This window comes from Aquamicrobium ahrensii (assembly GCF_040545755.1).
In the GTDB taxonomy this organism is placed as follows: Bacteria; Pseudomonadota; Alphaproteobacteria; order Rhizobiales; family Rhizobiaceae; genus Mesorhizobium; species Mesorhizobium ahrensii.
This window is the reverse complement of record NZ_JBEPMN010000011.1, coordinates 1-25,857: the sequence shown is the minus strand read 5'-3', so window position 1 is coordinate 25,857 and position 25,857 is coordinate 1. Positions and strand designations below refer to the sequence as shown.

The window sequence follows — 25,857 nt, the reverse complement described above, 5'->3', positions numbered from 1 at the left end:
CATGGCGCGGCTGTGGTGGCGCTGGCCGGCAAGCCTCGTCGCCCTGGCGGCGGCGGTCTTTGCCGGAACCTGTATCGGCGAGACGCCCATTCCGCTCTCCATCGTGGTGCAGACGCTGGCCAACAAGGTTCTGGGCGCTGCCTATCCGCTCGATCCGATCGACATGGGCATCGTCTGGAATTATCGCCTGCCGCGCGCGCTGGTGGCCGCTTCCTGCGGCGCGGGGCTGGCGCTGTCCGGTCTCGTGCTGCAATCGCTGCTGCGCAACGCTCTGGCCGATCCCTATCTGCTTGGCATATCGGCGGGGGCGTCGACCGGAGCGGTGACCGTGACGATCGCCGGCCTCGGCGGCGGGGCGGTGTCGATGTCGCTCGGTGCGTTCGCGGGCGCAGTCACGGCCTTCCTGCTCGTCGCACTGCTGGCGCGGGCGGCCGGCGGCGGCGTATCGGCGCGCGGCGCGGGGCAGATCATCCTGGCCGGCATCGCCGGTTCGCAGCTTTTCAACGCGCTCACCTCCTTCATCATCACCAAATCGGCCAATGCCGAACAGGCGCGGGGCATCATGTTCTGGCTGCTCGGCAATCTGAGCGGCGTGCGCTGGCCGGATGTGACGCTGGCCGTGCCTGTGGCTGCGGCCGGGCTCATCGCCTGCGTGTGGTATGCGCGCGCCCTCGATGCATTCGCCTTCGGGGCGGAATCCGCTGCTTCCCTGGGCATTCCGGTGCGCAGGGTACAGATCGTGCTAATCGGGCTCACCGCGCTCGTCACCGCCGTCATGGTTTCCATCGTCGGCTCCATCGGTTTCGTCGGCCTCGTCATTCCGCATGCGGCGCGTTTCGTGGTTGGTGTGCGACATGGCAGGCTGGTGCCGGCTACCGCGCTGACAGGCGCAGCCTTCCTCATCGCCGCCGACGTGCTGTCGCGCACCATGATCCCCGGACAGGTGCTGCCCATCGGCGTCATCACCGCGCTGGTCGGTGCGCCTGCCTTCGCTCTTATTCTGCTCAGGGGTCGGCGCAGAGCATGATCCTTGAAGCGCATGATCTTGGCTGGAGCGTGCGGCGCACGCAGATCGTCCGCGACGTGAGTCTCGCCGTGCGCGAGGGGGAGACGCTGGGGCTGGTCGGGCCCAATGGTTCGGGCAAGTCCACGCTTCTGCGGCTGCTTTCCGGTATCCTCAAGCCGACCACCGGCGATGTCCTCGTGGAAGGCCAGCCGCTTGGCCATCTGCCGCGCCGGTTGGCGGCGCAGAAGATCGCCTATCTCGAACAGCAGGCGGACACCGGCGAGGCGATCACCGTGCGTGATGCGGTGGAGCTTGGACGCACGCCGTGGCTGACGCCACTGCAACCATGGTCGGCCAAGGATGACCGCATCGTCGCCGAAGCAATGGCCGGCGCCGATCTGCACGGTTTCGGAACACGTTACTGGGCCACGCTTTCCGGCGGCGAGAAGCAGCGTGTGCATCTCGCCCGCGCGCTGGCGCAGCGCCCCCGCATCCTCCTGCTCGACGAGCCCACCAACCATCTGGACGTGCGCCACCAGCTTTCCATTCTGAAGCTGGTGGCCGCCCTGCCGGTCACCTCCATCGTCGCGCTTCACGATCTCAATCAGGCGCTGGCCTGCGACCGCGTCGGCGTGATGGCGGGCGGACGGCTTGTGGCGCTCGGCGCGCCTGAACAGGTGCTGAACGTGGAGCGTATCGCCGAGGTGTTCGGCGTGCGCGCCAGCATCGTCACCGATCCTGCCGACGGCGCCCGGTTTTTCCGTCTCGACCACATAGAATGAAAGGAACGCCATGCGCATCGCCACGTCCGCTATCATGTTCGCCTCGCTTGTCGTTTCCGCGCCGGTGTTCGCCGAGACGCATGAGGTGAAGATGCTGAACCGCAATGAAACCGGCCCGATGGTCTATGAGCCGGATTTCCTCGAAATAGCTCCCGGCGACACGGTGAAATTCCTCGGGACGACCAGCGGCCACAATGCGGCGACGGTCGAGGGCATGGCCCCGGAAGGATATGAAGGCTTTCTCGGCAAGATCAACGAGGAGATCGAGGTCACGCTCGACAGGCAAGGTTTCTACGGCGTCAAATGCTCGCCGCACTACGGCATGGGCATGGTGATGATCATCCGCGTCGGTGACGCGGACCTGCCGGCATCGTTCCCGGCTTCCGACGTACCTGAGCGGGCGAAGAAGCGCTTTGACGAAATCCTGGAACGCAACGGATACGGGAAATGAATGCGCGTCCGTCTCCCCGCGGCAATTTCGACCTGAAGGAAGAAATTCGCTCCTACTGGTCGAAGCGTTCGCAGACCTTCGATCTGGCCTTTGGCCACTTCATTGCGCCGGGGCCGGAAGCGCGTGCATGGCAGCAGCCAATGCGGGAAACGTTGGGCGACCGTCCGCTCAAGGTTCTGGAACTCGCCTGCGGCACGGGGGAGGTCACGCGGCTGATCCACGATCTCGGCCACGACGTCACCGCGCTCGACTTCTCCGAGGCGATGCTGGGGGTGGCGCGCGCCAAGCACGAGGGCAAGGAGAGGCTGCGTTTCATCCTTGCCGATGCCGAAAACCCGATGGAGCCGGACGCTGCCTATGACGCCATCGTCTGCCGCCATCTGGTGTGGACGCTGACCGCTCCGCAAGCGACGTTTCGCGAATGGCTGCGTCTGCTGAAGCCCGGCGGCCGACTGCTCGTTTATGACGGCGACTGGACGAAGCCGAGCCCGACGGGTCGCCTGTTCGCATATCTGGTTTCGCTGATCGACCGCATTCAGGGGGCCGACCCCTACTATGACGGGGCCATGAGCGAGAAGCACGAGATGATCATGCGCGCGCTGCCCTTCGGCGAGGGGCTCACCTGCGAGCGGCTTGGCCCCTTGCTGGCGGAAACAGGTTTTGAGGCAATCCGCCATATTCCGCATGACGGCATCGCCAGGGCGCAGCGCAAAACCGCCTGTTTGCGCAACCGTCTGCGCACCCGCGTCTACCGCCGCTTCATCCTGAGCGCTCTCAAACCAGCCGCGGTATAGTCCGGCGGCGAAGGAGCGGCCGGCAAGCCAGAAGGATTGGACAGGAGGGGGATTGTCTTTATGTGCAAGAACGGATTGTATTTCCCCAATGGCGATCGATACAGTTGGCAGACGCCTTCTTTCGTCGGATCGCGGCATCAACAAACGGGGAGTTGAACATGACAATGGGGAAAATCAACATGCGTTTCCGCCCGCTTCTCGCAGGAGCGGCGATGTCGCTGCTGCTCGCGGCAGGTGGAACGGCCCCTGCCTTCGCGGCGACACCGGCCGACACATTGGTCCAGGCGTGGGCATTCGATGACACCATCACGCTCGATCCGGCCGAATCCTTCGAGCTGAGCCCGGCCGAATTCATCGGCAACGCCTATGACATGCTGGTGCGCCTCGACATCGACGACACCACCAAGGTCAAGCCCGGCGCAGCCGAAAGCTGGGAAATTTCCGATGACGGCCTTACCTACACCTTCAAGCTGAAGCCGGGCATCAAGTTCGCCTCCGGCAACCCGCTGACCGCCGCGGACGTCGCCTGGTCGTTCGAGCGCGCCGTCAAGCTCGACAAGAGCCCGGCCTTCATTCTCACCCAGTTTGGCCTCACCGGCGACAACGTCACCGAAAAGGCCAAGGCCGTGGACGACACCACCTTCGTCTTCACAGTCGACCAGCCCTATGCGCCGAGCTTCGTGCTCAACTGTCTGACCGCCACCGTCGGCGCGATACTCGACCAGAAGCTGGTCATGGAGCACGCCGAGGCGAAGACGCCGAGCGACGACTACAAATACGACACCGACTTCGGCTACGCCTGGATGAAGACCAACTATGCCGGTTCCGGTCCGTTCAGTATCCGCGACTGGCGCGCCAACGAGATTCTGGTGCTTGAGCGCAACGACAACTATTACGGCGAGAAGCCGGCTCTGGCCCGCATCATCTATCGCCATGTGAAGGAAAGCGCCACGCAGCGCCTGATGCTGGAAGCCGGCGACGTGGATGTCGCCCGCAATCTGGAGCCCGGCGACTACGACGCCGTCCAGAAGAATGCCGACCTGACGACGACCAGCGCGCCAAAGGGCACGGTCTACTACATCAGCCTCAACCAGAAGAACGAGAACCTTGCGAAGCCCGAGGTTCGCGAAGCGTTCAAATATCTGGTCGATTACGATGCCATCGGCGCCACGCTGATCAAGGGCATCGGCGAAATTCACCAGACCTATCAGGTGAAGGGCGTGCTCGGCGCGCTTGATTCCAACCCCTACAGCTTCGACGTCGCCAAGGCTAAGGAACTGCTGGAAAAAGCTGGCCTGAAGGACGGCTTCTCCGTCACTTTCGATGTGCGCAACACCCAGCCCGTGACCGGCATCGCCGAATCCTTCCAGCAGACGGCGGCGCAGGCCGGCCTGAAGATCGAGATCATCCCCGGCGACGGCAAGCAGACGCTGACCAAGTACCGTGCGCGCAACCACGACCTGTATATCGGTCAGTGGGGCATGGACTATTGGGACCCGAACACCAATGCCGACGCCTTCACCTCAAACCCGGACAACGGCGACGATGCGGCGGTGAAGTCGCTGGCATGGCGCAACGCCTGGGACATTCCGGAACTGACGGAGCAGGTCAAGGCCGCGCTTCTGGAGCGTGACAACGACAAGCGCGCCGGGCTTTATCAGAAGCTGCAGCAGGAAGCGCTGGATTCGAGCCCCTTCGTGATGATCTACCAACAGATCGAGGTTGCGGGCGTGCGTGGCAACGTCAAGGGCTACAGGCTCGGGCCGAGCTTCGATTCCAACCCGCTCGCACCCGTCACCAAGGAATGATCCGGCAGGGTCAATCCGGTGAGCACAGCTGATACGCCAATGCGGGCAAGGCGCGCCAACCGGCGCGCCTGGGCTCTCTTCAAATCGGTCGCCGGCTTCGTGGTGATCGTCTTCACCACCTATCTCGGTCTGCTGGCCGTCACCTTCTTCATAGGCCGCGTCGTGCCGATCGATCCGGTGCTGGCCATCGTCGGCGACCGCGCGCCCGCTCATGTGGTGGAACGCGTGCGGCAGGAGATGGGTCTCAACCTGCCTTACTACCAGCAGTTCATCCTGTACGTGAAAGGCGTGCTGCAGGGGGATTTCGGCACCTCGGTGCTGACCACAAACCCGGTGATGACCGACATCCGCCGCGTCTTTCCGGCGACCATGGAACTGGCCACCGTCGGCACGATCATCGGCGCGGCCTTCGGCATCCCGCTGGGCGTTCTGGCGGCCGTCAGGCGCGGCAGCCTCGCCGACCAGATCGTGCGCATCATCGGCCTGATCGGCTATTCCGTGCCGATCTTCTGGCTCGGCCTGCTGGCGCTGCTGGTGTTTTACGCCAAACTCGGCTGGACCTCCGGGCCGGGCCGCATGGACGTGGTGTTCGAATACACGTTCACGCCCGTCACCGGTTTCTATCTGATCGACGCCGTCATCAATCGCGACTGGGCCGCATTCCGGGACATCTTCTCGCACATCATCCTGCCGGCCTCGCTGCTGGGTTATTTTTCGCTGGCCTATATCAGCCGCATGACACGCTCCTTTATGCTCAACGAGCTGAGCCAGGAATATATCGTCGCGGCGCGCGCCAAAGGCCTTTCGGAAACGCGCATCATCTGGGGTCACGCTTTGCGCAATGCGGCGGTGCCGCTGGTGACGGTGATCGCGCTTTCCTATGCCGGCCTGCTTGAAGGTTCGGTGCTGACCGAAACGGTCTTCGCGTGGCCGGGGCTCGGGCTCTACATCACCAACTCGTTGCAGAACGCCGACATGAACGCGGTGCTTGGGGGCACCATCGTCATCGGCTCCGTGTTCATCGCCATCAACCTGTTATCCGACGTGCTCTATCGCATGCTCGATCCCCGCACGAGGAACTGACGAGGATGAGCGACACCGCAATGACCCGCCGCGAATGGCTTTTGACGGACAGGCCGCAATCGCGCCTCCAGGCAAGGCTCGGTCGCGCCTATGTCACCTGGCGGCGCTTCGCCGCCAACCGGCTCGCCGTCGTCGGCATGTTCATCATACTGGCGCTGGTTTTGGTGGCGATCTTCGCGCCGGTTCTTGCGCCCTATTCACCCTATACGGGCGATCTGGCCGGCAAGCGCCTGCTGTCGCCGGGAGCGGGGCACTGGCTGGGCACGGACGATCAGGGTCGCGACATTCTCTCGCGCCTGATCTACGGCTCGCGGCTGACCTTGCAGGTTGTGCTGCTGGTGGCGATCATCGCGGCGCCCATAGGACTGCTGGTCGGCACGGTCGCCGGCTATGCGGGCGGCTGGGTGGATGCGGTGCTGATGCGCATCACCGACATATTTCTCGCTTTTCCGAAACTGGTGCTGGCGCTGGCGTTCGTGGCGGCGCTCGGACCCGGCATCGGCAACGCCATCATCGCCATCGCCATCACCTCATGGCCGCCCTATGCGCGCATCGCGCGGGCGGAGACGCTGACGGTGCGCAATTCCGACTACATCTCGGCGGTGCGGCTGATGGGGGCCTCGCCATGGCGCATCGTGCTGCGCCACATCATGCCGCTTTGCATTTCCTCGCTCATCGTGCGCGTGACGCTGGATATGGCCGGGATTATCCTGACCGCTGCCGGTCTCGGCTTCCTCGGCCTCGGCGCACAGCCGCCATTGCCGGAATGGGGCGCGATGATCGCATCCGGCCGCCGCTTCATCCTCGACCAGTGGTGGGTGGCCGCCATGCCGGGTTTCGCCATCCTCATCGTCAGCCTCGGCTTCAATCTCCTGGGCGATGGTCTGCGCGATGCGCTCGATCCGCGGGGCAGCGGCCAATGAGCGCGCTTCTCGAAGTCGAGGACCTGCGCGTTTCCTTCCCCACCCGTTCCGGCGTGGTGGAGGCGGTGCGCGGCGTCTCCTTCGCGCTGGGGCGCGAACGATTGGGGATCGTGGGCGAATCCGGCTCCGGAAAGTCGCAGACCGGGCGCGCTATCATGGGGTTGACGCCTGAGCATGGGCGGATCACGGCGAAGAAGCTGGAATTCAGCGGCGTCGACCTGCTCAAGACCTCGAAGGCGGAACGGCGGGCGCTGCGCGGCAACCGTATCGCCATGATTCTGCAGGATCCGAAATATTCGCTCAACCCGGTGATGACCATCGGCCGCCAGATCGTGGAGACGCTGCGAACGCATGAAAAAGTGTCCGGCGCCGATGCGCGCAAGCGCGCGCTCGACATGCTGGCCGCCGTGCAGATCCGCGATCCGGAGCGCGTCTTTGGCCTCTATCCGCATGAGGTGTCCGGCGGTATGGGCCAGCGCGCCATGATCGCCATGATGCTGGTGGCCGGTCCCGAACTTCTGATCGCGGATGAGCCGACCTCGGCGCTTGACGTGACCGTGCAGCTCGAAGTGCTGGGCATTCTCAACCGGCTGGTCGAGCAGCGTGGCATGGGGCTCATCTTCATCTCGCATGACCTGAGGCTGGTGTCCTCCTTCTGCGACCGCGTCATCGTCATGTATGCGGGCCGCATCGTGGAAGAGCTGCAAGCGGGCGAACTGGCGCATGCAAAACATCCCTACACGCAGGGACTGCTCAACTGCATGCCCCGGATCGATAACGATCGCCATCCGCTTCCTGTTCTCGATCGCCAGCCGGAGTGGGCGCTATGACCCCCGCCCTCGATATCGACAGGCTTGGTGTTCTCTTCGACGACTTCGTGGCGCTGAACGATGTGAGCCTAACGGTCGCCCCCGGCGAATCCTTTGGCCTGGTTGGCGAATCCGGTTCCGGCAAGTCCACACTTCTGCGCGCGGTCGCCGGTCTTGCGCCGGTCAGCGGGGGAACCATCAAGGTCAACGGCAGGCAGCTTGACGGCAAGCGCAGCAAGGAATTCTACCGTCAGGTGCAGATGGTGTTCCAGGACCCCTACGGGTCGCTGCATCCGCGCCAGACGGTCGACAGGCTGTTGCTTGAACCGCTGGCGATACATGGCTTCGACGATGCCGAAAAGCGTATCGTGCGGGCGCTGGAGGAAGTGGGGCTGGGGTCCGGCTTCCGCTTCCGCTATTCGCACCAGCTCTCCGGCGGTCAGCGCCAGCGCGTGGCGATTGCGCGCGCGCTCATCCTCGAACCGTCGATCCTGCTGCTCGACGAGCCGACGTCGGCCCTTGATGCTTCGGTGCAGGCCGAGGTGCTGAACCTTCTGGAGGAGGTGCGCGCCGCCCGCAAGCTCACCTTCGTCATGGTCAGCCATGACCTCGCCGTCGTCACCCATATGTGCGACCGGCTGATGGTGATGCAGAGCGGCAGCGAGGTCGAGCTTCTGACCGCCGCCGATCTCGCCAGCCGCAATGTCAGCCAGGACTATACGCGCAGCCTGCTCGTCGCCAGCGAGGGCTTCCGGCGCAGCGCCTGATCGGGACCAGCTTCTCCGATGTGTTCGTCAGGCCAAGGGTGCGCCTGGGCCTGCCATATGTGCGACCTCTCCTCCCTTTTCATCTCTGTGGGTGATCCAGAACAAAACAGGTATTGAACAACTGTTTTGTTAATGCTATTCAGAAAACAATTGTTCCATATTGCTGGAGTTGGCCGGCTGCCGGAAGAAGCTGCAGGGAGAATGGCGCTGATGTCGCTACCGCGCGTTACCTACACCAATCTGGGCGAGGATTTCTCTGGCGTGCATGCGCGCCTCGACGCAGAACTCGAAAAGCTCGCCGCCGGGACGCTTGGCCTTGCTCATCCCGCTTCCATCGGCGGCAGGGACGAGGCGGGCTCATCGACCTTCCCGATATCTTCGCCAATCGACAGCGACATTGTGCTGGGCAATTTCGCCTCTTGCGACGCCATGACCGTCGAGCGCGCGGTGGCGGCGGCGCGGGCGGGCGTAACGCAGTGGGCGGGGCTGCCGTGGTCGGCGCGTGTCGCAAAGCTGCGCCGCGTCGCCGACATTCTGGAAGAACGCAAATATCCAATCTCCGCCGCCTGCCTTGTCGAGGTTGGCAAGTCGCGCATGGAAGCGGTGGGCGAGGTCGAGGAGGCCATCGACCTGATCCGCTATTACAGTGGCGAACTTGAGCGCAATGGCGGTTACGAGGCGGAGGGCGACAAGGCCCTGCCGCAGGAGCGCAGCTGGTCGCGTCTGCGGCCCTACGGCGTCTTCGCCGTCATCGCGCCGTTCAATTTCCCGGTGGCGCTCTCGATCGGCATGTCGACGGCGGCGCTGCTCGGCGGCAATGCCGTGGTCTTCAAGCCCAATGAAATGAGCGCGCTGACGGGTCGCCTGCTGGCCGAGTGCTTCCTCGCGGCCGGTCTGCCGGCGGGCGCTTTCAATCTCGTCTATGGCGGGGCGGAAGTCGGTCGGGCGCTGGCTGAACATGAGGGTGTGGACGGTATCGCCTTCACCGGTTCCAACGCCGTCGGCATGGAACTGCTGCGCCGTTACACGTCGGGCCGCGCGGCCAAACCTGTTCTCGCGGAGATGGGAGGCAAGAACTCGACCTTCGTCGCCGCCGACGCCGATCTCGACGTCGCAGCCGCAGGCGTCATGCGTTCGGCCTTCGGCCTGCAGGGCCAGAAGTGCAGTGCGCTGTCCAAGGTTTATGTCGCCAGTTCGGTGCGCGACGCCTTCGTGGAAAAGCTGCTCCAGCAGATGTCGACGATCGTCATCGGCGATCCGCGCCGGGCGGATGTCTATATGGGGCCGGTCATCAACGAGAAGGCGGTGGCGCGATTTGAGAAGGCTGTGACTGACGCAGCGCGCGACGGGCAGGTTCTGGCTGGCGGCAAGCGCCTGACGGAAGGCTTCATGGCGCGCGGCCTGTTTGTAGAGCCGACGTTGGTGGCGGGTCTCGACCCCGATCATGCGATCAACCGCGAAGAACTGTTCCTGCCGTTCCTGTCCCTGCAGGTGTTCGAATCTCTCGACGCGGCGATAGCCGACGCCAATTGCGACGTCTATGGCCTGACCTCCGGCATCTACACTCAAAGCAGGGCGACGCTGGACGCCTTCCTCGACACCATTCAGGCTGGCGTGCTGTACGCCAACCGCGCGACAGGAGCCACCACCGGCGCATGGCCGGGCATCCAGACCTTCTGCGGCTGGAAGGGCTCGGGCACGACCGGCAAGGGCGGGCTCGGAAGCTGGTATCTGCCGCAGTTCATGCGTGAGCAGAGCCTGACCGTGTTGGGCCAGCCGGCGAACGCCTGAAATCGAGGCGTGGCTCCACATGCCGAAGCGCGGGAGCAAGCAGCAAATGGCAAGGGACAATAACGATCGCGACCGGTCAGCGGCCATGCCTATGGACGAACTGACCGCGACCATTCACGAGCGGATACCGGCCATGCCGGCGCAGCTTGCCGCCGGGGCCCGCTTCATCGTCGATCATCCCGACCTGGTGGTGACGTCCTCGATGCGCGACATCGCCATGTCGATCGGCGTCGCCCCGGCGACGCTGGTTCGGCTGGCGCGGGCGCTCGGTTTTCCGGACTGGTCGTCGCTGCGCGAGATCTGCGTCGCATCCTATCGCGGCACGCCGGGGCTTTATGCGCGCGGCGCGTCTGCGCTTGTGGAGGGTGATGGCGATGAAAGCCTGATCGCCCGGATAGCCAACACGCTGGCGGCGGACATGACGCGTCTCGGTCTTGTCAATGACGCGGCGACCTTCGATGCGGCGGTGCGCCGGCTGGCGGAAGCGCCACGCATCTACGTGGCCGCCTTCCTGTCCTGCCGTGCGCCGGGGCTGACCTTCACCTATATCTCTCGCCTGTTTCGCGACGAGGTGCATCTGAGCGAGGCGTCGGGCTCCTCGCTGGTCACGGAGCTTGCCACGCTCAACGAAAAGGATGTGGTGCTGTCGATCAATTTCAGCCCCTATTCCCGCAACTCCCTGCTGGTCGCAGGCGCGGTGAAGCGCTCGGGCGCGGGGCTGATTTCGCTGGCCGACAGCCGTGTAACGCCTCTGAGCGATGTGGCCGAGCACGTTCTGTTGTTCGAGACGGCAAGTCCCTCGTTCTTCCCCACCATCGTCGCGGCCACAGCGCTGGTCGAAGCGCTGACGGCAGGCATGATGCGTCACCTCGGCGTCGGGGCGACGGAGCATCTGACGCGCGTGGAGGAAAGCCTCTACGCCGCCGACACCTATGTGGCGGCCAATGCCCGCACCCGCGGCTCCGCTCCGAAATCAGGTCCTCCCATCACTGGAAACAAGTCATGACCACGCATGTCTTTCACCGCGCCCTGAAGTCCGCCCTGCCCTATGTGGCGGGCGGTGACGGCGTCACGCTTCGGGACGCGGAGGGGCGCAGCTATATCGACGCCTGCGGCGGCGCTGCGGTGTCTTGCCTTGGCCACGGTCATCCGGAGGTTCTGGAAGCCATGGCCGCGCAGGCCAGGCAGGCCGCCTATATCCACACCAGTTTCTTCACCTCGGAAGCGGCCGAGAAGCTCGCGGCGTGCGTGGCCGATAATTGCGGCGGCGACCTCAACCATGTCTATTTCGTCGACAGCGGTTCCGAGGCCACGGAAACCGCGCTCAAGATGGCCCGCCAATACTGGCTGGAACGCGGCCAGCCGCAGCGCGCAAAAGTCATCTCCCGCCATTTCAGCTATCATGGCAATACGCTGGGCGCGCTTTCGGTGAGCGGCAACCGCTGGCGGCGCGAGCCCTATTCGCCGCTGCTGGTCGATGTTTCCTTCATCGAGCCATGTTTCTTCTACCGGCATGCGACGGCCGGCGAAACGCCTAAGGCCTATGGCGAGCGCGCCGCTGCGGCGCTTGAAAAGCAGATTCTTGAGCTTGGCCCCGAAACCGTCATGGCCTTCGTCGCCGAAACGGTGGTGGGGGCGACCATCGGTGCGGTCGCGCCGGCGCCCGGTTACCTGAAGCGCATTCGCGAAATCTGCGATCGCTACGGCGTGCTTCTCATTCTCGATGAGGTGATGTGCGGCGCGGGGCGCACCGGGACCTTCCTCGCCGCCCATGCCGAGGGCGTCAGCGCCGATATCGTCACGCTCGCCAAGGGACTGGGCGGCGGCTATCAGGCGATCGCCGCCGTCGTGTGTTCCGACAAGATCTATGAAGGCTTCTACAACGGCTCCGGCGTCTTCCAGCACGGCCTGACCTATTCCGCTCATCCGGTCGCCTGTGCGGCCTCGCTCGCCGTGCAGGAGGTGATCGCCCGCGACAATCTGCTCGCCAATGTGAGGGCGCGGGGCGACGACCTCGCCCGCGCGCTCCGTTCCCGCTTCGATGACCATCGCCATGTCGGGGACATTCGCGGGCGCGGTCTCATTCAGGCGATCGAACTGGTTCGGGACCGCGACGGGAAGTCGCCTTTCGAACCGGCTCTAAAGCTAAATCAGCGCATCAAGGCCGAGGCCTTTTCGCGGGGCCTGATGATCTATCCGGGCGCGGGCTGCGTCGACGGCCGCGCCGGCGACCACATCCTGCTTGCCCCGCCCTACATCGTCACTTCGGCGGACATCGAAGAGATCGTCTCGCGCCTCGGCGAGGCCGTGGACGCCGCGCTTGCGGCAGTGAACTGAAACCCGGTCCGTTTCCGGCCCGACGCCAAGGTGCCGGGGTCGGGACGCCAAGGTCGCGATGTCGGACTGCGCCCTCCCCTTCCCTTCAGCCGACGGGAAGGGACTGCCGGATCAACGTCATCTGGACAGGTCAGCGGCGATGATCATCCGCTGGATATCGCTCGTGCCTTCATAAATCCGGCAGATGCGTGCATCCCGATAAATGCGCTCGACCGGAAAATCCTTGAGATAGCCGTAGCCGCCATGAATCTGGATGGCTTCGGAGGCTGCCTTCTCCGCAAGTTCCGACGCGAAGAGCTTCGCCATGGCGGCCTCGCTCTTGCAGGACGCTCCCGCGTCGCGCAGCCGGGCGACCTGATGGAGAAAGCTGCGCGCCACCTCCACCTGCATGCACATATCGGCCAGCCGGAAGCCGACTGCCTGATGCTGGATTATCGGCTTGCCGAAAGTCTGCCGGTCTTTCGCATAGGCATGGGCTTGCTCGAACGCCGCCCGCGCCAAACCCACTGATTGCGCGGCGATGCCCAGCCTGCCCAGTTCCAGCGTGCTCATGGCCAGTGCGTAACCACCTCCGGGCTGGCCCAGAACATCCTCGTCGGCAACGAACACCTCGTCGAACTGGACCTGACATGTTTCCGAGGCGGAAAGGCCAAGCTTCTCCTCGACACGCGTGGCGCGGTATCCCTCCGCGGCCGTCGACACCAGAAAGGCGGTGATGCGGCGGCGCGGGTCGTCGCTTTCCGTGGCGGCGAACACGATCGCCACATCCGCGGACTTGCCGTTCGACATGAACTGCTTGGCGCCTGAAATACGGTAGCCGCCGGGACATTTCACCGCTCTGGTACGGATCGCGAAAGCGTTCGAGCCGGCTTCCGGTTCAGTAAGGCCAAACGCACCGTTCATCGCGCCGCGTGCGAGCGGACGCAGGAAGCGCTCCTTCTGATCCTGCGTGCCATGCGTGCGAATGGGCGCGCTGACGAGACCGTTGTGCAGCGCCATCATCGCGCCGATGCTGCCGTCCGCCACGGTTATTTCCTCGACCGCCAGCACATAGCTGACATGATCGGCGCCCACCCCGCCCCATTCATCCGGAACGAGCATGCCGAGGAACCCGAGTTCGCCAAGCGCGGCCATCTCGGCGCGCGGAAACGCCTTGTTCCTGTCCCGTTCGGCTGCTCCGTCCGCAAGAATGTCGCGTGCAAAGGCGCGCGCGCTGTCGCGGATCATTCGCTGGTCGTCGTTCAGCAGGCAATCGTGCATAGCGCCCTCCCCTATTGTTCGCTCAAAAGCACGCCCTGGCGCACCAGTGCGTCTATCTGTTCGGCGCCCATGCCAAGCACCTTGGCCAGCACGTCGCGCCCATCCGCGCCGAGCCCTGGCGGCGGCGACGAGCAGGGCATCGCCATGCCGGAGAATTTGACCGGCTGGGTCATGATCGTAACGCCCTTTCCCTCCGGCGTGTCGATGGTGTGAAGCACCCCGCGTTCACATGCCTGAGGACTCGCGAGGGCCTGGCTGGCCGTCAGGATCGGCGAACATGGAACGTCGAACTGCTGCAGGGTGGTCACAACATCCTCGACGCTGCGCGTGCCGCTCCATGCCTCGATATGCTGCTTGAGCTGTTCATGGTTTTCATTGCGGCGGCTGTTGTCGGAGAAGCGCGCATCATGTGGAAGATCCGGTCGATCCATAGCCTCCGCGAGCCGCGCGAACTGTTTTGGATTGAGGATGGCGATGGTGTAATGCCCGTCACGGGCGCGAAAGACTCCGAAAGGAGCGCCCAAAGGATGACGGTTCCCGACGCGGGTCGGCGAGGTGTCGCCATAAACATGCTGCGCCAGCGCAGCCGGAAGAAAGCTGGACAGGCAATCATACATGGCGACATCGACAAACTGCCCCTGCCCGCCGCGTTCCCGGGCCAGCAGCGCTGCAAGCACCGACCAAGATGCGAACAGGCCCGTCGTCAGGTCCGCAACTGACTCGCTGGTCATCATGGGTGGGCCGCCGGGCTCCCCGTTGAGATCCAGAAAGCCGGTCATCGCCTGAATGATGAGGTCATAAGCGGGCAGATCGCGCATCGGGCTCATCTGACCGAACCCCGAGATGGAAACATGGACGAGACGGGGATTGAGGGCCGAAAGGTCCGAATAGCCCAGCCCCATCCGTTCCATGACGCCGGGACGGAAATTCTCGACCACCACGTCGCACTGCTTCACGAGTTCACGCACGATATGGCGTCCCTCATCGGATCGCAGGTCGACAGACAGGCTTTTCTTGCCCCGGTTGAGCAGCAGGAAAAGACCGCCCGTGCCGTCGGCGATGGGTGGAACATGTCGATAGTCGTCGCCATCGGACGATTCGATCTTGATCACCTCCGCGCCGAGGTCCCCCAGCAGGGCCGTGCAAAACGGACCGGCCAGAACACGCGTGAAATCAAGGATTCGAATATCGTCGAGGAAGGGCTTGGCCATACGGACCTCCGAAGTGATCCGCTTCAGCGTAGAGCGTCAAGCCAGAAGAAAAAGAATTGATTTCGATTAGATGTTATAGGAAAATCTTATAATGATTTCATTTCGGCAGCTTCATTATTTCATAGCGGCGGCGCAGGCGGGTTCGGCCACCCGCGCCGCGGAGCGCCTCAATGTATCCCAGCCATCCGTCTCCACGGCGATACGCGAACTGGAAGGGCAATTCGGACAGCCGCTGTTCGAACGGCGGCAGGCGCTCGGTCTGGAACTGACGAAGTTCGGTGTTGAAAAGCTGGCGGAAGCGCGCGCAGTTGTGGGCCGGCTCGAGCATTTCGCTTCGGCTTCCGGCGCTGAGCCGGCGCCCCGGCTCAGCCTTGCCTATTTCGCGACGATCGGCCCTTCCTGTCTTCCGCAGGTGCTGGCGAAGCTTCTGCGCGACATGCCCGGCTTGCAGGTGGATTTGCGCGAGTGCGATCTGGACGCCTTGTCCAGATCGCTTGAGAGGGGCATCGTCGACCTTGCGCTCACCTACGATGTCGGCTTGCCCGCCAGCGTCTCGCGCGAGGTGCTTGCCGAATATCAGCCGCATGCCGTGATGGCGACAGAGCATCCGCTTGCACGCCAGCCGGACGTGTCGCTTGCCGAGCTTGCGCAATATCCGTTCATACTGGTCGATCTGCCACTGAGCCGGGAATTCCTCATGGTTCCGTTCTGGCAGCAGGGTCTGTCTCCCAATGTGGTGCTGAGAACCGCCTCCGTCGAAATGGTGCGCAGCATGGCGGCGAACGGGCTCGGCGTATCGATGCTGTTCACGCGGCCGCGTCACGATATGAGCCACGATGGAAAGCCGGTGACCTGCCTGCCCATCCGTGACCGGACGCCTTGCCAGAGGCTGGTGGCGGCCTATGCCTCCGGAGCTCCCATGAGCCTGGCGGCCAAAGCGGCGCTATCCATCATCCGTTCCCATTTTTCCCCAGCGGACAAGGCGTGAAGCCTCACGTTTTTGCACGCGCCGACACTGTGCGGCCTTGCCGCCGGGGCGCTTTCCCTCCGCATGGCGCGCGCGACGGATGCGGCGTCCACCGATCGGAAACCGAACGCCTGGGCTTTCGGTCGGGGCGCTATCTGGGCACGGCGCAACCCGCCTGTATAGCGTCAGCGACCCGCTCTGTTTCTTCCAGCGGCATGACGCTCGTCGCCACACGTATGGTGTTTGCGGGTTTCAGCGAAAATTTCGAGCCAGGATGCACGGCGATCCCATGCGCCGCCAGCGTGACCAGTGCGTAGCTTTCCGATATCACGGGGATGAGCACGCTCAGGCCATCGCCGGTGTCAAATTCTATCCCGCGCTTTTGCAGGGATGCGGCCAGCGCGTGCCTGCGTTCGCGATAGGTGGCTCTCGCGTGGCGGACAATCCCATCCGTTTCCGGGTCCTGAAGCAGCCACGACACCGCTCCCTGAAGAACTCTGCTCGTCCAGCCTGCGCTGAAGCTTCGGTAGGACTGGATCTGTTCGACAAGGCTGGCCGAACTGGACAGCACCGCCATTCTCAGATCTGGTCCGAGCGTCTTGGAATAAGAAAGGATGTGGATGACACGGTCCGGAAAGCGCCTGCCCAGCGAATGCCGTTTTGCTTCGGAAATGTCTCCGATGCCATCATCCTCGATGATCAGCGTGCCGGCGCCCTCAAATACGTCGCCCAGAGCCTCCAGCCTTTCAGCCGTTACCGAACCGCCATCGACCGAGTGGACCCGGGGCTGGAACAGGAACGCCACAGGCTTCGATTTCATCGCCTCCGCCAGCGATTCCGGAATGGGGCCTGACCTGTCGCGCGCGACAGGTATGATCGGGACGTTGAGGTCCTCCAGAATGTCCAGAAGGCGAAGGGCGGTCGGGTCTTCGATCGCAACCGGCGCTCCCGGTGGCACAAGCGCGTGCAGCAGCGTGTAAACGGCATTGTATCCGCCGTTCGTGACCAGAAAGGCACCGGGATCGTAAGGCCATGTGGACCTAACCACCGCTTCGAGCTCGGGCAGGATGCGCTCGCGCTCGTAACTGTTCAGTTGCGCGGCTTTCGCCCCATGCGCCAGCGCCCCTTCGAGGGCGGGCAGGAATGCAAGATCGGGAGAGGCGATGGCCAGATTGAGAACCCCTTGTCCGAAATTCCCGACGCTTACCAGCCGGGTGGGCCGCGGCGCAAAACGGTTGCCCATGACCCAGGCCCCGTTTCTTCCTCGACCCCCGATGATCTTGTGCCGGCGAAGATCGGACCAGGCTATGGAGACAGTCGCCGGGCTTATCCCCAGCGCAAAGGCGAGATCGCGGACTGGAGGCAGCTTGGTTCCCACCGGCAGGACACCGGAGCGGATCAGCGCCCCCGTTTCAAGCGCTATGCCGCGCGATGTCCGATCGCCAAGGCGATCCGCAAACCATTGAGCATCGTAGGTATTCGCCATCGCCGACAACTTTAAATGTTTAATGTCATAATAACATTTGATAGAACTGACTTAAACATTTACGGAGCCTTCGTCAAACCACTTGGGTAAAGAGGAAGCGCATGCGGGTTCCGATCAGAATCGCCACTCGGGATTGGGATTATCTGACGCCGCTGGTCCTCGGCGAGGTCAGCTCCGACCGGTTGGATCTTCAGGTGGACAGGGTGGGAACGCTGATTCCCGATCTCGCCACCAGCGACATCTACGATGCCGCTGAAGTGTCGTTCAGCCGCTACACTTCCGCGATGGCGGCAGGCGACGACGCCGTTGTCGGCATTCCCTGCTTTATCATGCGCGGCTTCCGCCACAGATGCGTCATCACGACCGAAGCAAGCCCCATGACCCGCTTGTCGGATCTCGCGGGAAAACGCATCGGCGTTACCGGCTGGCGGGACTCGGGCAACACTTGGACGCGCGCCGCGCTGCGGCGTGAGGGCGTCGGTGTGGAGGACGCCTACTGGTTTGCCGGTCGCCTGACCGCAAATCACCCGATTGTCGACCGGCTGGATGGCTTTGGACGTCCGGGTCGCATCGAGGCTGCACCGGGCGAGCGACCCATGATGGAACTGCTTGCCGAAGGCGGGCTCGACGCCGTCTTCACCCCCTTCATGCCGGACGGCTATTTTGAGAACGGCTCTGGTTTTCGCCAGTTGCTGCCGGACTTCGTAAAAGCGGAAAAAGCCTATTTAGACGATGTCGGCTATGTGCCGGGCATGCATATAGTGGCGTTGAAGGCAGAAGTTGCCGAGCAGCATCCCTGGTTGCCGTCAGAGCTGACGCGGCTGGTGGACGCGAGCCAGCAGATCTGGACATCCCGACGCCGCAAATATGCGGAAACAACGCCATGGATCTTCGATGAGCTGCTGCGTTCGGCGCGCGATCTGCCCGCGAACTGGAATGCCAGCGGTCTGGTCGCCAATGCGAAAATGATCGCGGATTTTGTCACGGAACTGCGCGAACAGGGAATCATGCAGTCCAATCTTACGCCTCAATCGCTCTTTCCGTTTGAGGCGGAACTTTCGATCAACGCCTGAACCAACTCATCCAGATCAAGGAGGAGAGTACCATGAGAAAATCAGTTTGCATTCTTGCCTCGCTGACGATGACGCTCGCTGCGGGCGCCGCCTGGTCGCAGGACATTCAGAAACAGACCCTGAACGACGAACTGCGCGCCCGGCTGCCGCAGGAAATTCTGGACGCTGGCAAGATGGTGGCCGTCAACAACGGCTCGTTCCCTCCCTATGAGATCGTCACCGGCACGGAGCTGAGCGGAGCGACCAAAGATATCTCGGACGCCATTGGCGAAATCCTCGGCGTCACCATCGATCACGCCTCGGTTGCTGGCCTGCCGGCCTTGCTGAGCGGCATCAATTCCGGGCGCTACCAGTTTTCCATGGGGCCGGTTGGCGACTATCCCGACCGCCAGAAGGCAAACGACTTCATCGACTGGGCGCGTGAATATGTCGTTTTCGCCGTCGAGAAGGGCAATCCCTCGGGTATCACCTCGCTCGACACGAGCTGTGGCAAGCGCATCGCCGTGATGGCCGGCGGCTCGGCGGAAAAGGTCATCAAGGAGCAGTCGGAAAAGTGCACGGCGGACGGCAAGCCAGCCGTGGAAGTCCAGTCCTACACTGACCAGCCGAGTTCCATTCTGGCCGTTCGCTCCAAACGCTCGGATGCATTCTTCTCCTCTCAGGCCCCCCTCACCTATTTCGTCCAGCAGGCGAAAGGCGACCTCGAGCTTTCAGGCATAGGGCAGGCCAACGGCTTCAAGGATATTTATCAGGGCGCCGTTGTGAAAAAGGACTCGCCGCTTGGCGGCGTGCTGCTCGATTCCTTCAAAATCCTGATCGACAACGGCACATATGGCGAGATCATGAAGAAATGGGGTCTTGAAAACAACATGACCGACGCCCCGGGCATCAATCAGGGACAGTAAAGCTCAATGTCCAGCACCGTTTCGATCCGTTCCGACGATGCGCTGCGCGATGTGAAGCGCGCGCATGTCCCCTTCCCTGTCACCCGGCTGGCCCTTTGGGCCTTCACATTGGCCGTTGCGTTCGGATTCGCCTATATCGTGGCGATCAATCCGAACTTCGGCTGGCCGGTCGTCGCCGAGTATTTCTTCGATCCGACGGTTATGCAGGGCCTGTGGGTCACACTGGGCCTGACGGTCGTCGCAATGATCATCGGCGTGGCGCTGGGCCTCATCCTGGCCATTGCTCGTATGTCCAACGACCGGCTGGCGTCTTCGCTGGCCGGTCTCTTCATCTGGTTCTTCCGTGGCACGCCGCTGTTGGTCCAGCTCATCTTCTGGTACAACATGTCCACCTTGTTCCCGCGCATTTCAATCGGGATCACGAGCTGGAACACGAACGACCTGATCACCCCGCTGACCGCCGCCATCATCGGTCTCGCCCTGAACGAGGCCGCCTATATGGCGGAGATCATTCGCGGTGGCCTCCTGTCGGTGGACAAGGGCCAGGCCGAGACCGCGCAGGCCTTCGGCATGACCAAGGCGCGCGCCCTGCGGCGCATCATCATTCCGCAGGCGATGAAGTCCATCGTTCCGCCGACCGGCAATCAGCTGATCAGCATGATCAAGGCTACGTCGCTGGTCAGCGTCATCGCCATGGCCGACCTGCTCTATTCCGTCCAGTCGATCTACAATCGCACGTTCGAGATCATCCCGATGCTTATGGTTGCGGTGCTGTGGTACCTGCTCATCACCTCGATCCTGAATGTCGGACAGGGCGCCATAGAGCGCCACTACAACCGCGGCGACCGGGGAGCCCCGGATCGCGCAAAGGCAAATTCCACGACTGCAGCGGGAGCAGCCGATGAGCACGTCTGACAACATTCTGGTGCGGGCCCGCAACGTCCACAAGGCGTTTGGGGATATCGAGGTTCTCAAGGGCATCGACCTCGACGTCGCCGCCGGCGAGGTGGTGGTGATCCTCGGGCCTTCGGGTTCGGGCAAATCGACCTTCCTGCGTTGCATCAACCATCTTGAGAGCGTCGATCAGGGCTTCATCGAGGTGGCCGGCGAGCAGATCGGCTACCATCTCAGGAAGGGCCGCCTGAACAGGATGACGAACCGCGAGATAGCCACGCAGCGCTCCAGGATCGGCATGGTGTTTCAGCAGTTCAACCTCTATCCCCATATGACGGCGCTTCAGAACGTCATCGAGGCTCCGATTGGCGTTCACAGGCAAAACAGGGGCGAAGCCGTCCGCTATGCCCGTGAGCTTCTTGCGCGGGTGGGGCTGGCCGAGAAGGTCGATGCTTATCCGAGGCAACTGTCCGGCGGCCAGCAGCAGCGCGTGGCGATCGCCCGCGCGCTGGCCATTCGCCCGCGGCTGATGCTGTTCGACGAGCCCACCTCCGCGCTCGATCCTGAACTGGTGGGCGAGGTTCTGGCGACCATGCGCGATCTTGCGAACGAGGGCCTCACCATGATCGTCGTCACGCATGAGATCGGCTTTGCCAAGGAAGCCGCCGATCGCGTCGTCTTCATGGACGGCGGCGTGGTGGTCGAACAGGGACCGCCTTCCGAAGTGCTGACCGATCCGAAGCATCCGCGCACCAGAAGTTTCCTCAGCCGCTTCATCTGAGCGACCCCGCCTGACCAAGGAAGAATTCCGCAATGTCCCAAGCTTCAAACCAGTTCGCCGGTATTCAGGATTTCGACGACCGGGCAGCCGAGCTCATCGACATGCGCAGGCATCTGCACGCGCATCCGGAGCTGTCTTTCGAAGAGCATGAGACGGCCGCCTATGTCGCGGAGCGTCTGGAGCGCTGGGGCTACGAGGTGACGCGCAACGTCGGCGGGCTCGGCGTGGTGGGCCGCCTGAAGCAGGGCGATGGCGGGCGCAGCATCGCGATCCGCGCAGACATGGACGCCCTGCCCATTCAGGAGGCGACCGGCCTGCCCTATGCGAGCACGACCGATGGCAAGATGCACGCCTGCGGTCATGACGGACATACGACGATGCTGCTCGGCGCGGCCGAATATCTGGCGCGCACCCGCCACTTCAACGGCGTCGTGAATCTCGTCTTCCAGCCGGCCGAGGAAGCAGGCAAGGTCAGCGGCGCACAGGCGATGATCGCCGACGGGCTTTTCGAACGCTTTCCCTGCGATGCGATCTTCGGCCTGCACAACCATCCGGGCGCGCCGGCGGGGACGTTCCTGATGCGCGCTGGGCCGCTGATGGCGGCCGCCGACACCGCCGTGATCACCATTGCCGGCCGTGGCGGCCACGCCTCGCGCCCCCATCTCACGGTCGATCCGATCGTGGTCGCGGCCAATCTGGTCATGACGCTTCAGACCGTGGTGGCCCGCAATGTGAACCCAACGGAAACGGCTGTGGTGACGGTGGGAACCATCCATGGCGGCACGGCGTCGAACGTCATCCCCGAAAGCGCCGAGATCGCGGTCAGCATCCGTTCCTTTTCCACCGAGGTTCGCGGTCTGCTCGAAAGCCGTATTCGCGATATCGCGACATCCATTGCCGCTGCGCATGGAGCCAGCGTTTCCATCGATTATGAGCGCGGTTATCCGGTCGTCATCAACTCGGAGGAGGAGACCGCTTTTGCCACCGCCGTGGTCAGGGAACTGGTGGGCGAGGAAAAGGTCGGTGTCTGCCCGATGATCCCCGGCAGCGAGGATTTCGCCTATTTTCTCGAACACAAGCCCGGCTGCTTCCTGCGTCTTGGGAATGGTGAGAACTCGGCGATCCTGCACAGCTCCAAATATGACTTCAACGACGACAGCCTGACCACCGGGGCCGCCATGTGGGCGCGGCTGGCGGAACGCTTCCTGTCCGTTTAAGTCACGCGACAAGGGCTCCCTCGGGAGCCCTTTTTTTGATGCCGCGCCATCGCCGGCTTTGCCGGCAAGCAGGCTGACCTTGGTTTTTGGCCCGGGCAGACGACTTCGGATGGATCGCTGGCTGCATCCTTGCCGTAGCGAAGGTCCATGTGTACGGCTGGTTCGCGGGAAGCTGCTGTCGCTAACCGGATAAAGTGCTCCGACGCGCTGTTCATTGGTCAAAGCGAACCCCTCCCCTCCCCCATTACCAGAAGCGCTGCCGCCGGCGCGTTGGTGTCCATGGCTGGTCCGTGATGAGGGGCGAGGAAGGTGAGGAGCGTCAGCATGACGGACTGAATGGACCCTCGCTCGCCCATGCCCCATTTCCCAGAGCAAAGCCGAAGCTCAGCGGATCCCCCGAGACGGGAGCGGCTGAGCGCCTGCCCGCGCGGGAGCGAACACAAGCTGCCATCCAACCGACATGGCGCAGAAAAGCAGGTGTGGCGCAAATCGTGAATCCTGCGATACCATCGGAAGGGCCGAAGGCTTCAGGTTGATTGGTCATCGCGTGCGAATCCGCGCCTCATGCGGTGAGCACCTTTCGTCGAATGGGCTGGTGTAGCAGTGCACTGTAATCCGGTACGCCCGGTGCGGCCGCTCAAGTGCGCCTTCGGGAGTGGGCTGTGATCGTCCATTTCACGCCTCCGGTACTCGGCGATGGCTCCGGATAGTTGCATGATCTGAGGGGCGCAGGGCACGGGAAGCCGGCACGGGTTTTGGCGCTGCTGGCGCAAGGAAAGTGGCCGAGCGTCGTAACTTCCTGCCTTTCTGCCAGAACATGCCCCCTGAGTTTCCGGATGCAGGTCTTGTTTGGACTGTCGGGTAGCCACCCGAAAATACCTTGCTGTAATGTCGGGCGCATGCTGCCCCACAGGGCCAAGCGGTCATTTGCGAATCGGAATAGAATGTGCCGGAGGGCGAGTTTCGAAAAGTTGACTGCGGTCAACTTTCACTGATTGGGCGGCATTAACCATTCGTTAATATTAAACTTCTTGCCGCATCGAGAGAATCGGGCATAAATGCGGTTTTGATGCCGTAGGGGCGTTTGAAGCGCATGTGCGGAAAATTTCGATGAATCTGAAAGCTGACATTCCTGACGAAGTTGAGGAAGTTGACCTGCTGGTGACGCAGCAGGCCAACGATCTGTCCGCCATGCTCCATGAACATCGGCTCGAGATGTTTCCGCCCGATGCCCGAAAAACGTTGCGTCCTTTCCAGCTTGCCGAAGTGGCGCAGTATCTCGGGGTGACCAGCGGCTATCTGAAAAATCTGTCCCTTGAAGGGAAGGGGCCGCAGCCGATGGTCACCCCGTCCGGTCGCCGGTCCTATACGGCCGAGCAAATGCTGGAGATGCGTCACTTCCTGAACAAGCATAGCCGCACCGCCAGATATGTTCCGCATCGAAGCGGCAATGAACATCTGCAGGTCGTGGCGGTAGTCAATTTCAAGGGCGGGTCCGCCAAGACGACCAGCGCCGCTCATCTGGCGCAACATCTGGCATTGACCGGACATCGTGTCCTTGCGATCGATCTTGATCCTCAGGCCTCGCTGTCCGCGCTTCACGGTTTCCAGCCAGAGATCGATCATAATGAGTCGCTTTACGAAGCGTTGCGCTATGACGATCAGCGCAAGCCGCTGTCCGCACTGGTCAGGAAAACGAACTTTCCGGGACTGGACGTCGTTCCGGCCAACCTCGAGCTGCAGGAATATGAGTACGATACGCCGCTCGCGCTATCCCGCAACGATGGCTCGATGGGGCGGATATTCTTTGGCCGTCTGGACGAGGCGCTCGTGGACGTGGCCGATAATTACGACGTCGTCGTCATTGATTGCCCACCGCAACTCGGTTACCTCACCCTGACGGCGCTCTCGTCGTCCACGGGGATATTGATCACCGTGCATCCGCAGATGCTGGATGTCATGTCGATGTGTCAGTTCCTTATCATGATGGGCGAGGTGATGGGGACGCTGAAGCGGGCAGGGGCCAATATGCGGCTCGACTGGCTGCGCTATCTGGTGACGCGTTACGAACCCATCGATGGCCCGCAGAGCCAGATGGTCGCCTTCATGCGCGCCATCTTCAAGCAGCATGTCCTTGTCAGCGAGATGCTGAAATCGACGGCGATCTCGGACGCGGGCATCACCAAGCAGACAATCTATGAAGTTGAGCGATCCCAGTTCACGCGGGCGACCTATGACAGGGCAATGGAGGCGTTGCACCGGGTGAACGGAGAAATCACTGAGCTCATCCACAAGGCCTGGAGGCGTCGCTGATGTCCAGAAAAAATCTCCTGGCTTCCCTGACCGAGCGGAAGTTGACCGCAGTCAACCCGAGTTCGACCGATACGGTTTCGCCAACTTCCGCTCTGGAGCGAAACCGCAATCGGGGCGCTTTTGGCGCCATCACAAGATCAATCGACGAGCTTGCGGAGAAGGCGGAGGCCGCCAAGGCCATGGAAGCGCGGCTGCTCGAGGGCGCGTCGATCATAGAGCTCGATCCGGAACTGGTTGAAGCCTCGTTCGTCGCGGACCGGATGGGCGATGACGAGGCGGCTTTCAACGAACTTCTGGAAGCCATTCGTGAGCAAGGACAGGATTCACCGATACTGGTGCGGCCCCATCCAGGCGCTGAAGGGCGCTATATGATCGTTTTCGGCCACAGGCGTCATCGGGTCGCCAGGGCGCTGGGCCGGAAGGTCAGGGCAGTCGTCAAGGACCTGGCGGATCAGGAGCATGTGATTGCGCAGGGGCAGGAAAATTCTGCGCGTGCCGATCTCTCCTTTATCGAAAAGGCGGTCTTTGCAAGCAGTCTGGAACGGAACGGTTACGACCGCGACGTCATCATGCAGGCGCTCGCCGTCGACAAGAGCGTGGTCTCCAAGATGATCTCGGTCACCAGCGATATTCCGGCAGGTATCATCGAGGCAGTGGGGCCAGCCAGGAACAGCGGACGGGATCGCTGGTACAGACTGGCCATCAAGTGCCGTGACAATGTATCCGCCGCCAAAGCGGCCGAAGTGACGTCTTCCGCCGAATTCCGGAATGCAGACAGCGATGAAAGGCTCTCTCTCCTGACCAGTCGCCTGGAAGGCGACCGGACAAGGAAGAAAGCTGTCGCACGTAACACGGTCGCAAAGCCTTGGGCGCCACGCGACAAATCGGTTTCCGTCACGGCAAGGCCCAGCGCAAAAGGTTTTTCACTCGATCTCACGGAGAAAGAGGCGAGGCCGTTTGGCCAATGGATTTCCAGCAATCTGGACAGCCTCTACGAGGCGTTCCGGAAGTCGGAGAAGACTGAACAGGAGAACTGAAGCAGCAAAAGAAAAAGGCCCCCAAGCGACTTGCGTCGTGGAAGCCCTTCTCGATGTTTAGCAGCTAGAGAATCGCATTTCCACGAATCACTGTCAAGAGTCAGAGGCGTCGTTTTGGCGGGCGGGTTTCTTTTGCCTGATTGAAGGTGGAAGGAAATGCAG

The 25,857-nt window shown here is 62.7% G+C and carries 24 protein-coding genes; 20 read left to right on the top strand and 4 right to left on the bottom strand.

The window, feature by feature from the left end:
- The first annotated feature begins 1 nt into the window (after nucleotide 1).
- The 12 genes from ABID44_RS13565 to ABID44_RS13510 all read left to right on the top strand — a co-directional run bounded on the left by ABID44_RS13565 (nucleotide 2) and on the right by ABID44_RS13510 (nucleotide 12,551).
- The gene (locus ABID44_RS13565; RefSeq protein WP_354152326.1) at nucleotides 2–1,027 is read left to right on the top strand and encodes a FecCD family ABC transporter permease; all 1,026 of its coding nucleotides are present in this window, start codon (nucleotides 2–4) and stop codon (nucleotides 1,025–1,027) included.
- Nucleotides 1,024–1,788: an ABC transporter ATP-binding protein gene (locus tag ABID44_RS13560; protein WP_354152249.1), complete on the top strand. Its 765-nt coding sequence runs from the start codon at nucleotides 1,024–1,026 to the stop codon at nucleotides 1,786–1,788. The genes ABID44_RS13565 and ABID44_RS13560 overlap by 4 nt, the downstream gene beginning before the upstream one ends.
- A gap of 10 nt (nucleotides 1,789–1,798) precedes the next feature.
- A complete protein-coding gene (locus ABID44_RS13555) occupies nucleotides 1,799–2,239 on the top strand; it encodes a pseudoazurin (protein WP_354152248.1) in 441 nt (146 codons plus the stop codon).
- Nucleotides 2,236–3,033 (top strand): class I SAM-dependent methyltransferase, encoded by a 798-nt coding sequence (locus ABID44_RS13550; protein ID WP_354152247.1) that lies wholly within the window; start codon nucleotides 2,236–2,238, stop codon nucleotides 3,031–3,033. Before ABID44_RS13555 ends, ABID44_RS13550 begins: the two co-directional genes overlap by 4 nt.
- A gap of 158 nt (nucleotides 3,034–3,191) precedes the next feature.
- Nucleotides 3,192–4,841: an ABC transporter substrate-binding protein gene (locus ABID44_RS13545; RefSeq protein ID WP_354152246.1), complete on the top strand. Its 1,650-nt coding sequence runs from the start codon at nucleotides 3,192–3,194 to the stop codon at nucleotides 4,839–4,841.
- A gap of 39 nt (nucleotides 4,842–4,880) precedes the next feature.
- Entirely contained in the window at nucleotides 4,881–5,924 is a 1,044-nt protein-coding gene (locus ABID44_RS13540; RefSeq protein ID WP_378226836.1) for an ABC transporter permease, read from the top strand.
- 5 nt (nucleotides 5,925–5,929) lie between these two features.
- A complete protein-coding gene (nikC, locus tag ABID44_RS13535) occupies nucleotides 5,930–6,847 on the top strand; it encodes a nickel transporter permease (RefSeq protein ID WP_378226834.1) in 918 nt (305 codons plus the stop codon).
- Nucleotides 6,844–7,677: an ABC transporter ATP-binding protein gene (locus ABID44_RS13530; protein WP_354152244.1), complete on the top strand. Its 834-nt coding sequence runs from the start codon at nucleotides 6,844–6,846 to the stop codon at nucleotides 7,675–7,677. Before nikC ends, ABID44_RS13530 begins: the two co-directional genes overlap by 4 nt.
- Nucleotides 7,674–8,423: an ABC transporter ATP-binding protein gene (locus tag ABID44_RS13525; RefSeq protein ID WP_354152243.1), complete on the top strand. Its 750-nt coding sequence runs from the start codon at nucleotides 7,674–7,676 to the stop codon at nucleotides 8,421–8,423. The genes ABID44_RS13530 and ABID44_RS13525 overlap by 4 nt, the downstream gene beginning before the upstream one ends.
- A 210-nt stretch (nucleotides 8,424–8,633) precedes the next feature.
- Nucleotides 8,634–10,214: an aldehyde dehydrogenase family protein gene (locus tag ABID44_RS13520; protein WP_354152242.1), complete on the top strand. Its 1,581-nt coding sequence runs from the start codon at nucleotides 8,634–8,636 to the stop codon at nucleotides 10,212–10,214.
- A gap of 46 nt (nucleotides 10,215–10,260) precedes the next feature.
- A complete protein-coding gene (locus ABID44_RS13515) occupies nucleotides 10,261–11,220 on the top strand; it encodes a MurR/RpiR family transcriptional regulator (protein WP_354152241.1) in 960 nt (319 codons plus the stop codon).
- Nucleotides 11,217–12,551 carry an aspartate aminotransferase family protein gene (locus ABID44_RS13510; RefSeq protein WP_354152240.1) on the top strand — a complete coding sequence of 445 codons (1,335 nt, stop codon included), beginning with the start codon at nucleotides 11,217–11,219 and terminating at the stop codon, nucleotides 12,549–12,551. The genes ABID44_RS13515 and ABID44_RS13510 overlap by 4 nt, the downstream gene beginning before the upstream one ends.
- 117 nt (nucleotides 12,552–12,668) lie before the next feature.
- Here ABID44_RS13510 and ABID44_RS13505 read toward each other — a convergent pair whose 3' ends face one another.
- Nucleotides 12,669–13,811: an acyl-CoA dehydrogenase family protein gene (locus ABID44_RS13505; RefSeq protein ID WP_354152239.1), complete on the bottom strand. Its 1,143-nt coding sequence runs from the start codon at nucleotides 13,809–13,811 to the stop codon at nucleotides 12,669–12,671.
- A gap of 11 nt (nucleotides 13,812–13,822) precedes the next feature.
- Nucleotides 13,823–15,022, bottom strand: a complete 1,200-nt coding sequence (locus tag ABID44_RS13500; protein ID WP_354152238.1) for a CaiB/BaiF CoA transferase family protein — start codon at nucleotides 15,020–15,022, stop codon at nucleotides 13,823–13,825.
- A 91-nt stretch (nucleotides 15,023–15,113) separates the two neighbouring features.
- On the opposite strand from ABID44_RS13500, the gene ABID44_RS13495 reads away from it, so the two are divergent.
- Nucleotides 15,114–16,010: a LysR family transcriptional regulator gene (locus tag ABID44_RS13495; RefSeq protein ID WP_354152237.1), complete on the top strand. Its 897-nt coding sequence runs from the start codon at nucleotides 15,114–15,116 to the stop codon at nucleotides 16,008–16,010.
- A 130-nt stretch (nucleotides 16,011–16,140) separates the two neighbouring features.
- Here the strand turns inward: ABID44_RS13495 and ABID44_RS13490 are convergent, their stop codons facing one another.
- Nucleotides 16,141–17,475 carry an aminotransferase-like domain-containing protein gene (locus ABID44_RS13490; protein WP_354152236.1) on the bottom strand — a complete coding sequence of 445 codons (1,335 nt, stop codon included), beginning with the start codon at nucleotides 17,473–17,475 and terminating at the stop codon, nucleotides 16,141–16,143.
- Between the two features lie 101 nt (nucleotides 17,476–17,576).
- On the opposite strand from ABID44_RS13490, the gene ABID44_RS13485 reads away from it, so the two are divergent.
- From ABID44_RS13485 to ABID44_RS13465, 5 genes are all read left to right on the top strand, one after another.
- Nucleotides 17,577–18,548: a substrate-binding domain-containing protein gene (locus ABID44_RS13485; RefSeq protein ID WP_354152235.1), complete on the top strand. Its 972-nt coding sequence runs from the start codon at nucleotides 17,577–17,579 to the stop codon at nucleotides 18,546–18,548.
- 68 nt (nucleotides 18,549–18,616) lie between these two features.
- Nucleotides 18,617–19,453, top strand: coding sequence for an ABC transporter substrate-binding protein (locus ABID44_RS13480; RefSeq protein ID WP_378226835.1), 837 nt, complete (start codon nucleotides 18,617–18,619; stop codon nucleotides 19,451–19,453).
- A 6-nt stretch (nucleotides 19,454–19,459) separates the two neighbouring features.
- Nucleotides 19,460–20,368: an amino acid ABC transporter permease gene (locus ABID44_RS13475; RefSeq protein WP_354152233.1), complete on the top strand. Its 909-nt coding sequence runs from the start codon at nucleotides 19,460–19,462 to the stop codon at nucleotides 20,366–20,368.
- Nucleotides 20,355–21,128, top strand: coding sequence for an amino acid ABC transporter ATP-binding protein (locus tag ABID44_RS13470; RefSeq protein WP_354152232.1), 774 nt, complete (start codon nucleotides 20,355–20,357; stop codon nucleotides 21,126–21,128). The genes ABID44_RS13475 and ABID44_RS13470 overlap by 14 nt, the downstream gene beginning before the upstream one ends.
- Before the next feature lie 32 nt (nucleotides 21,129–21,160).
- Complete coding sequence (locus tag ABID44_RS13465; protein WP_354152231.1) at nucleotides 21,161–22,345, top strand: M20 aminoacylase family protein; 1,185 nt, start codon at nucleotides 21,161–21,163, stop codon at nucleotides 22,343–22,345.
- A gap of 218 nt (nucleotides 22,346–22,563) precedes the next feature.
- On the opposite strand, the gene ABID44_RS13460 is transcribed toward ABID44_RS13465, so the two are convergent.
- A complete protein-coding gene (locus ABID44_RS13460; RefSeq protein WP_354152230.1) occupies nucleotides 22,564–22,701 on the bottom strand; it encodes a hypothetical protein in 138 nt (45 codons plus the stop codon).
- Between the two features lie 754 nt (nucleotides 22,702–23,455).
- Here ABID44_RS13460 and repA point away from each other — a divergent pair.
- Together repA and repB are read left to right on the top strand one after the other, a co-directional pair.
- Nucleotides 23,456–24,658 (top strand): plasmid partitioning protein RepA, encoded by a 1,203-nt coding sequence (gene repA, locus ABID44_RS13455; protein WP_354152229.1) that lies wholly within the window; start codon nucleotides 23,456–23,458, stop codon nucleotides 24,656–24,658.
- On the top strand, nucleotides 24,655–25,695 hold the full coding sequence (gene repB, locus ABID44_RS13450; RefSeq protein WP_354152324.1) for a plasmid partitioning protein RepB: 1,041 nt from the start codon (nucleotides 24,655–24,657) through the stop codon (nucleotides 25,693–25,695). Before repA ends, repB begins: the two co-directional genes overlap by 4 nt.
- The last annotated feature ends 162 nt before the right edge of the window (nucleotides 25,696–25,857 follow it).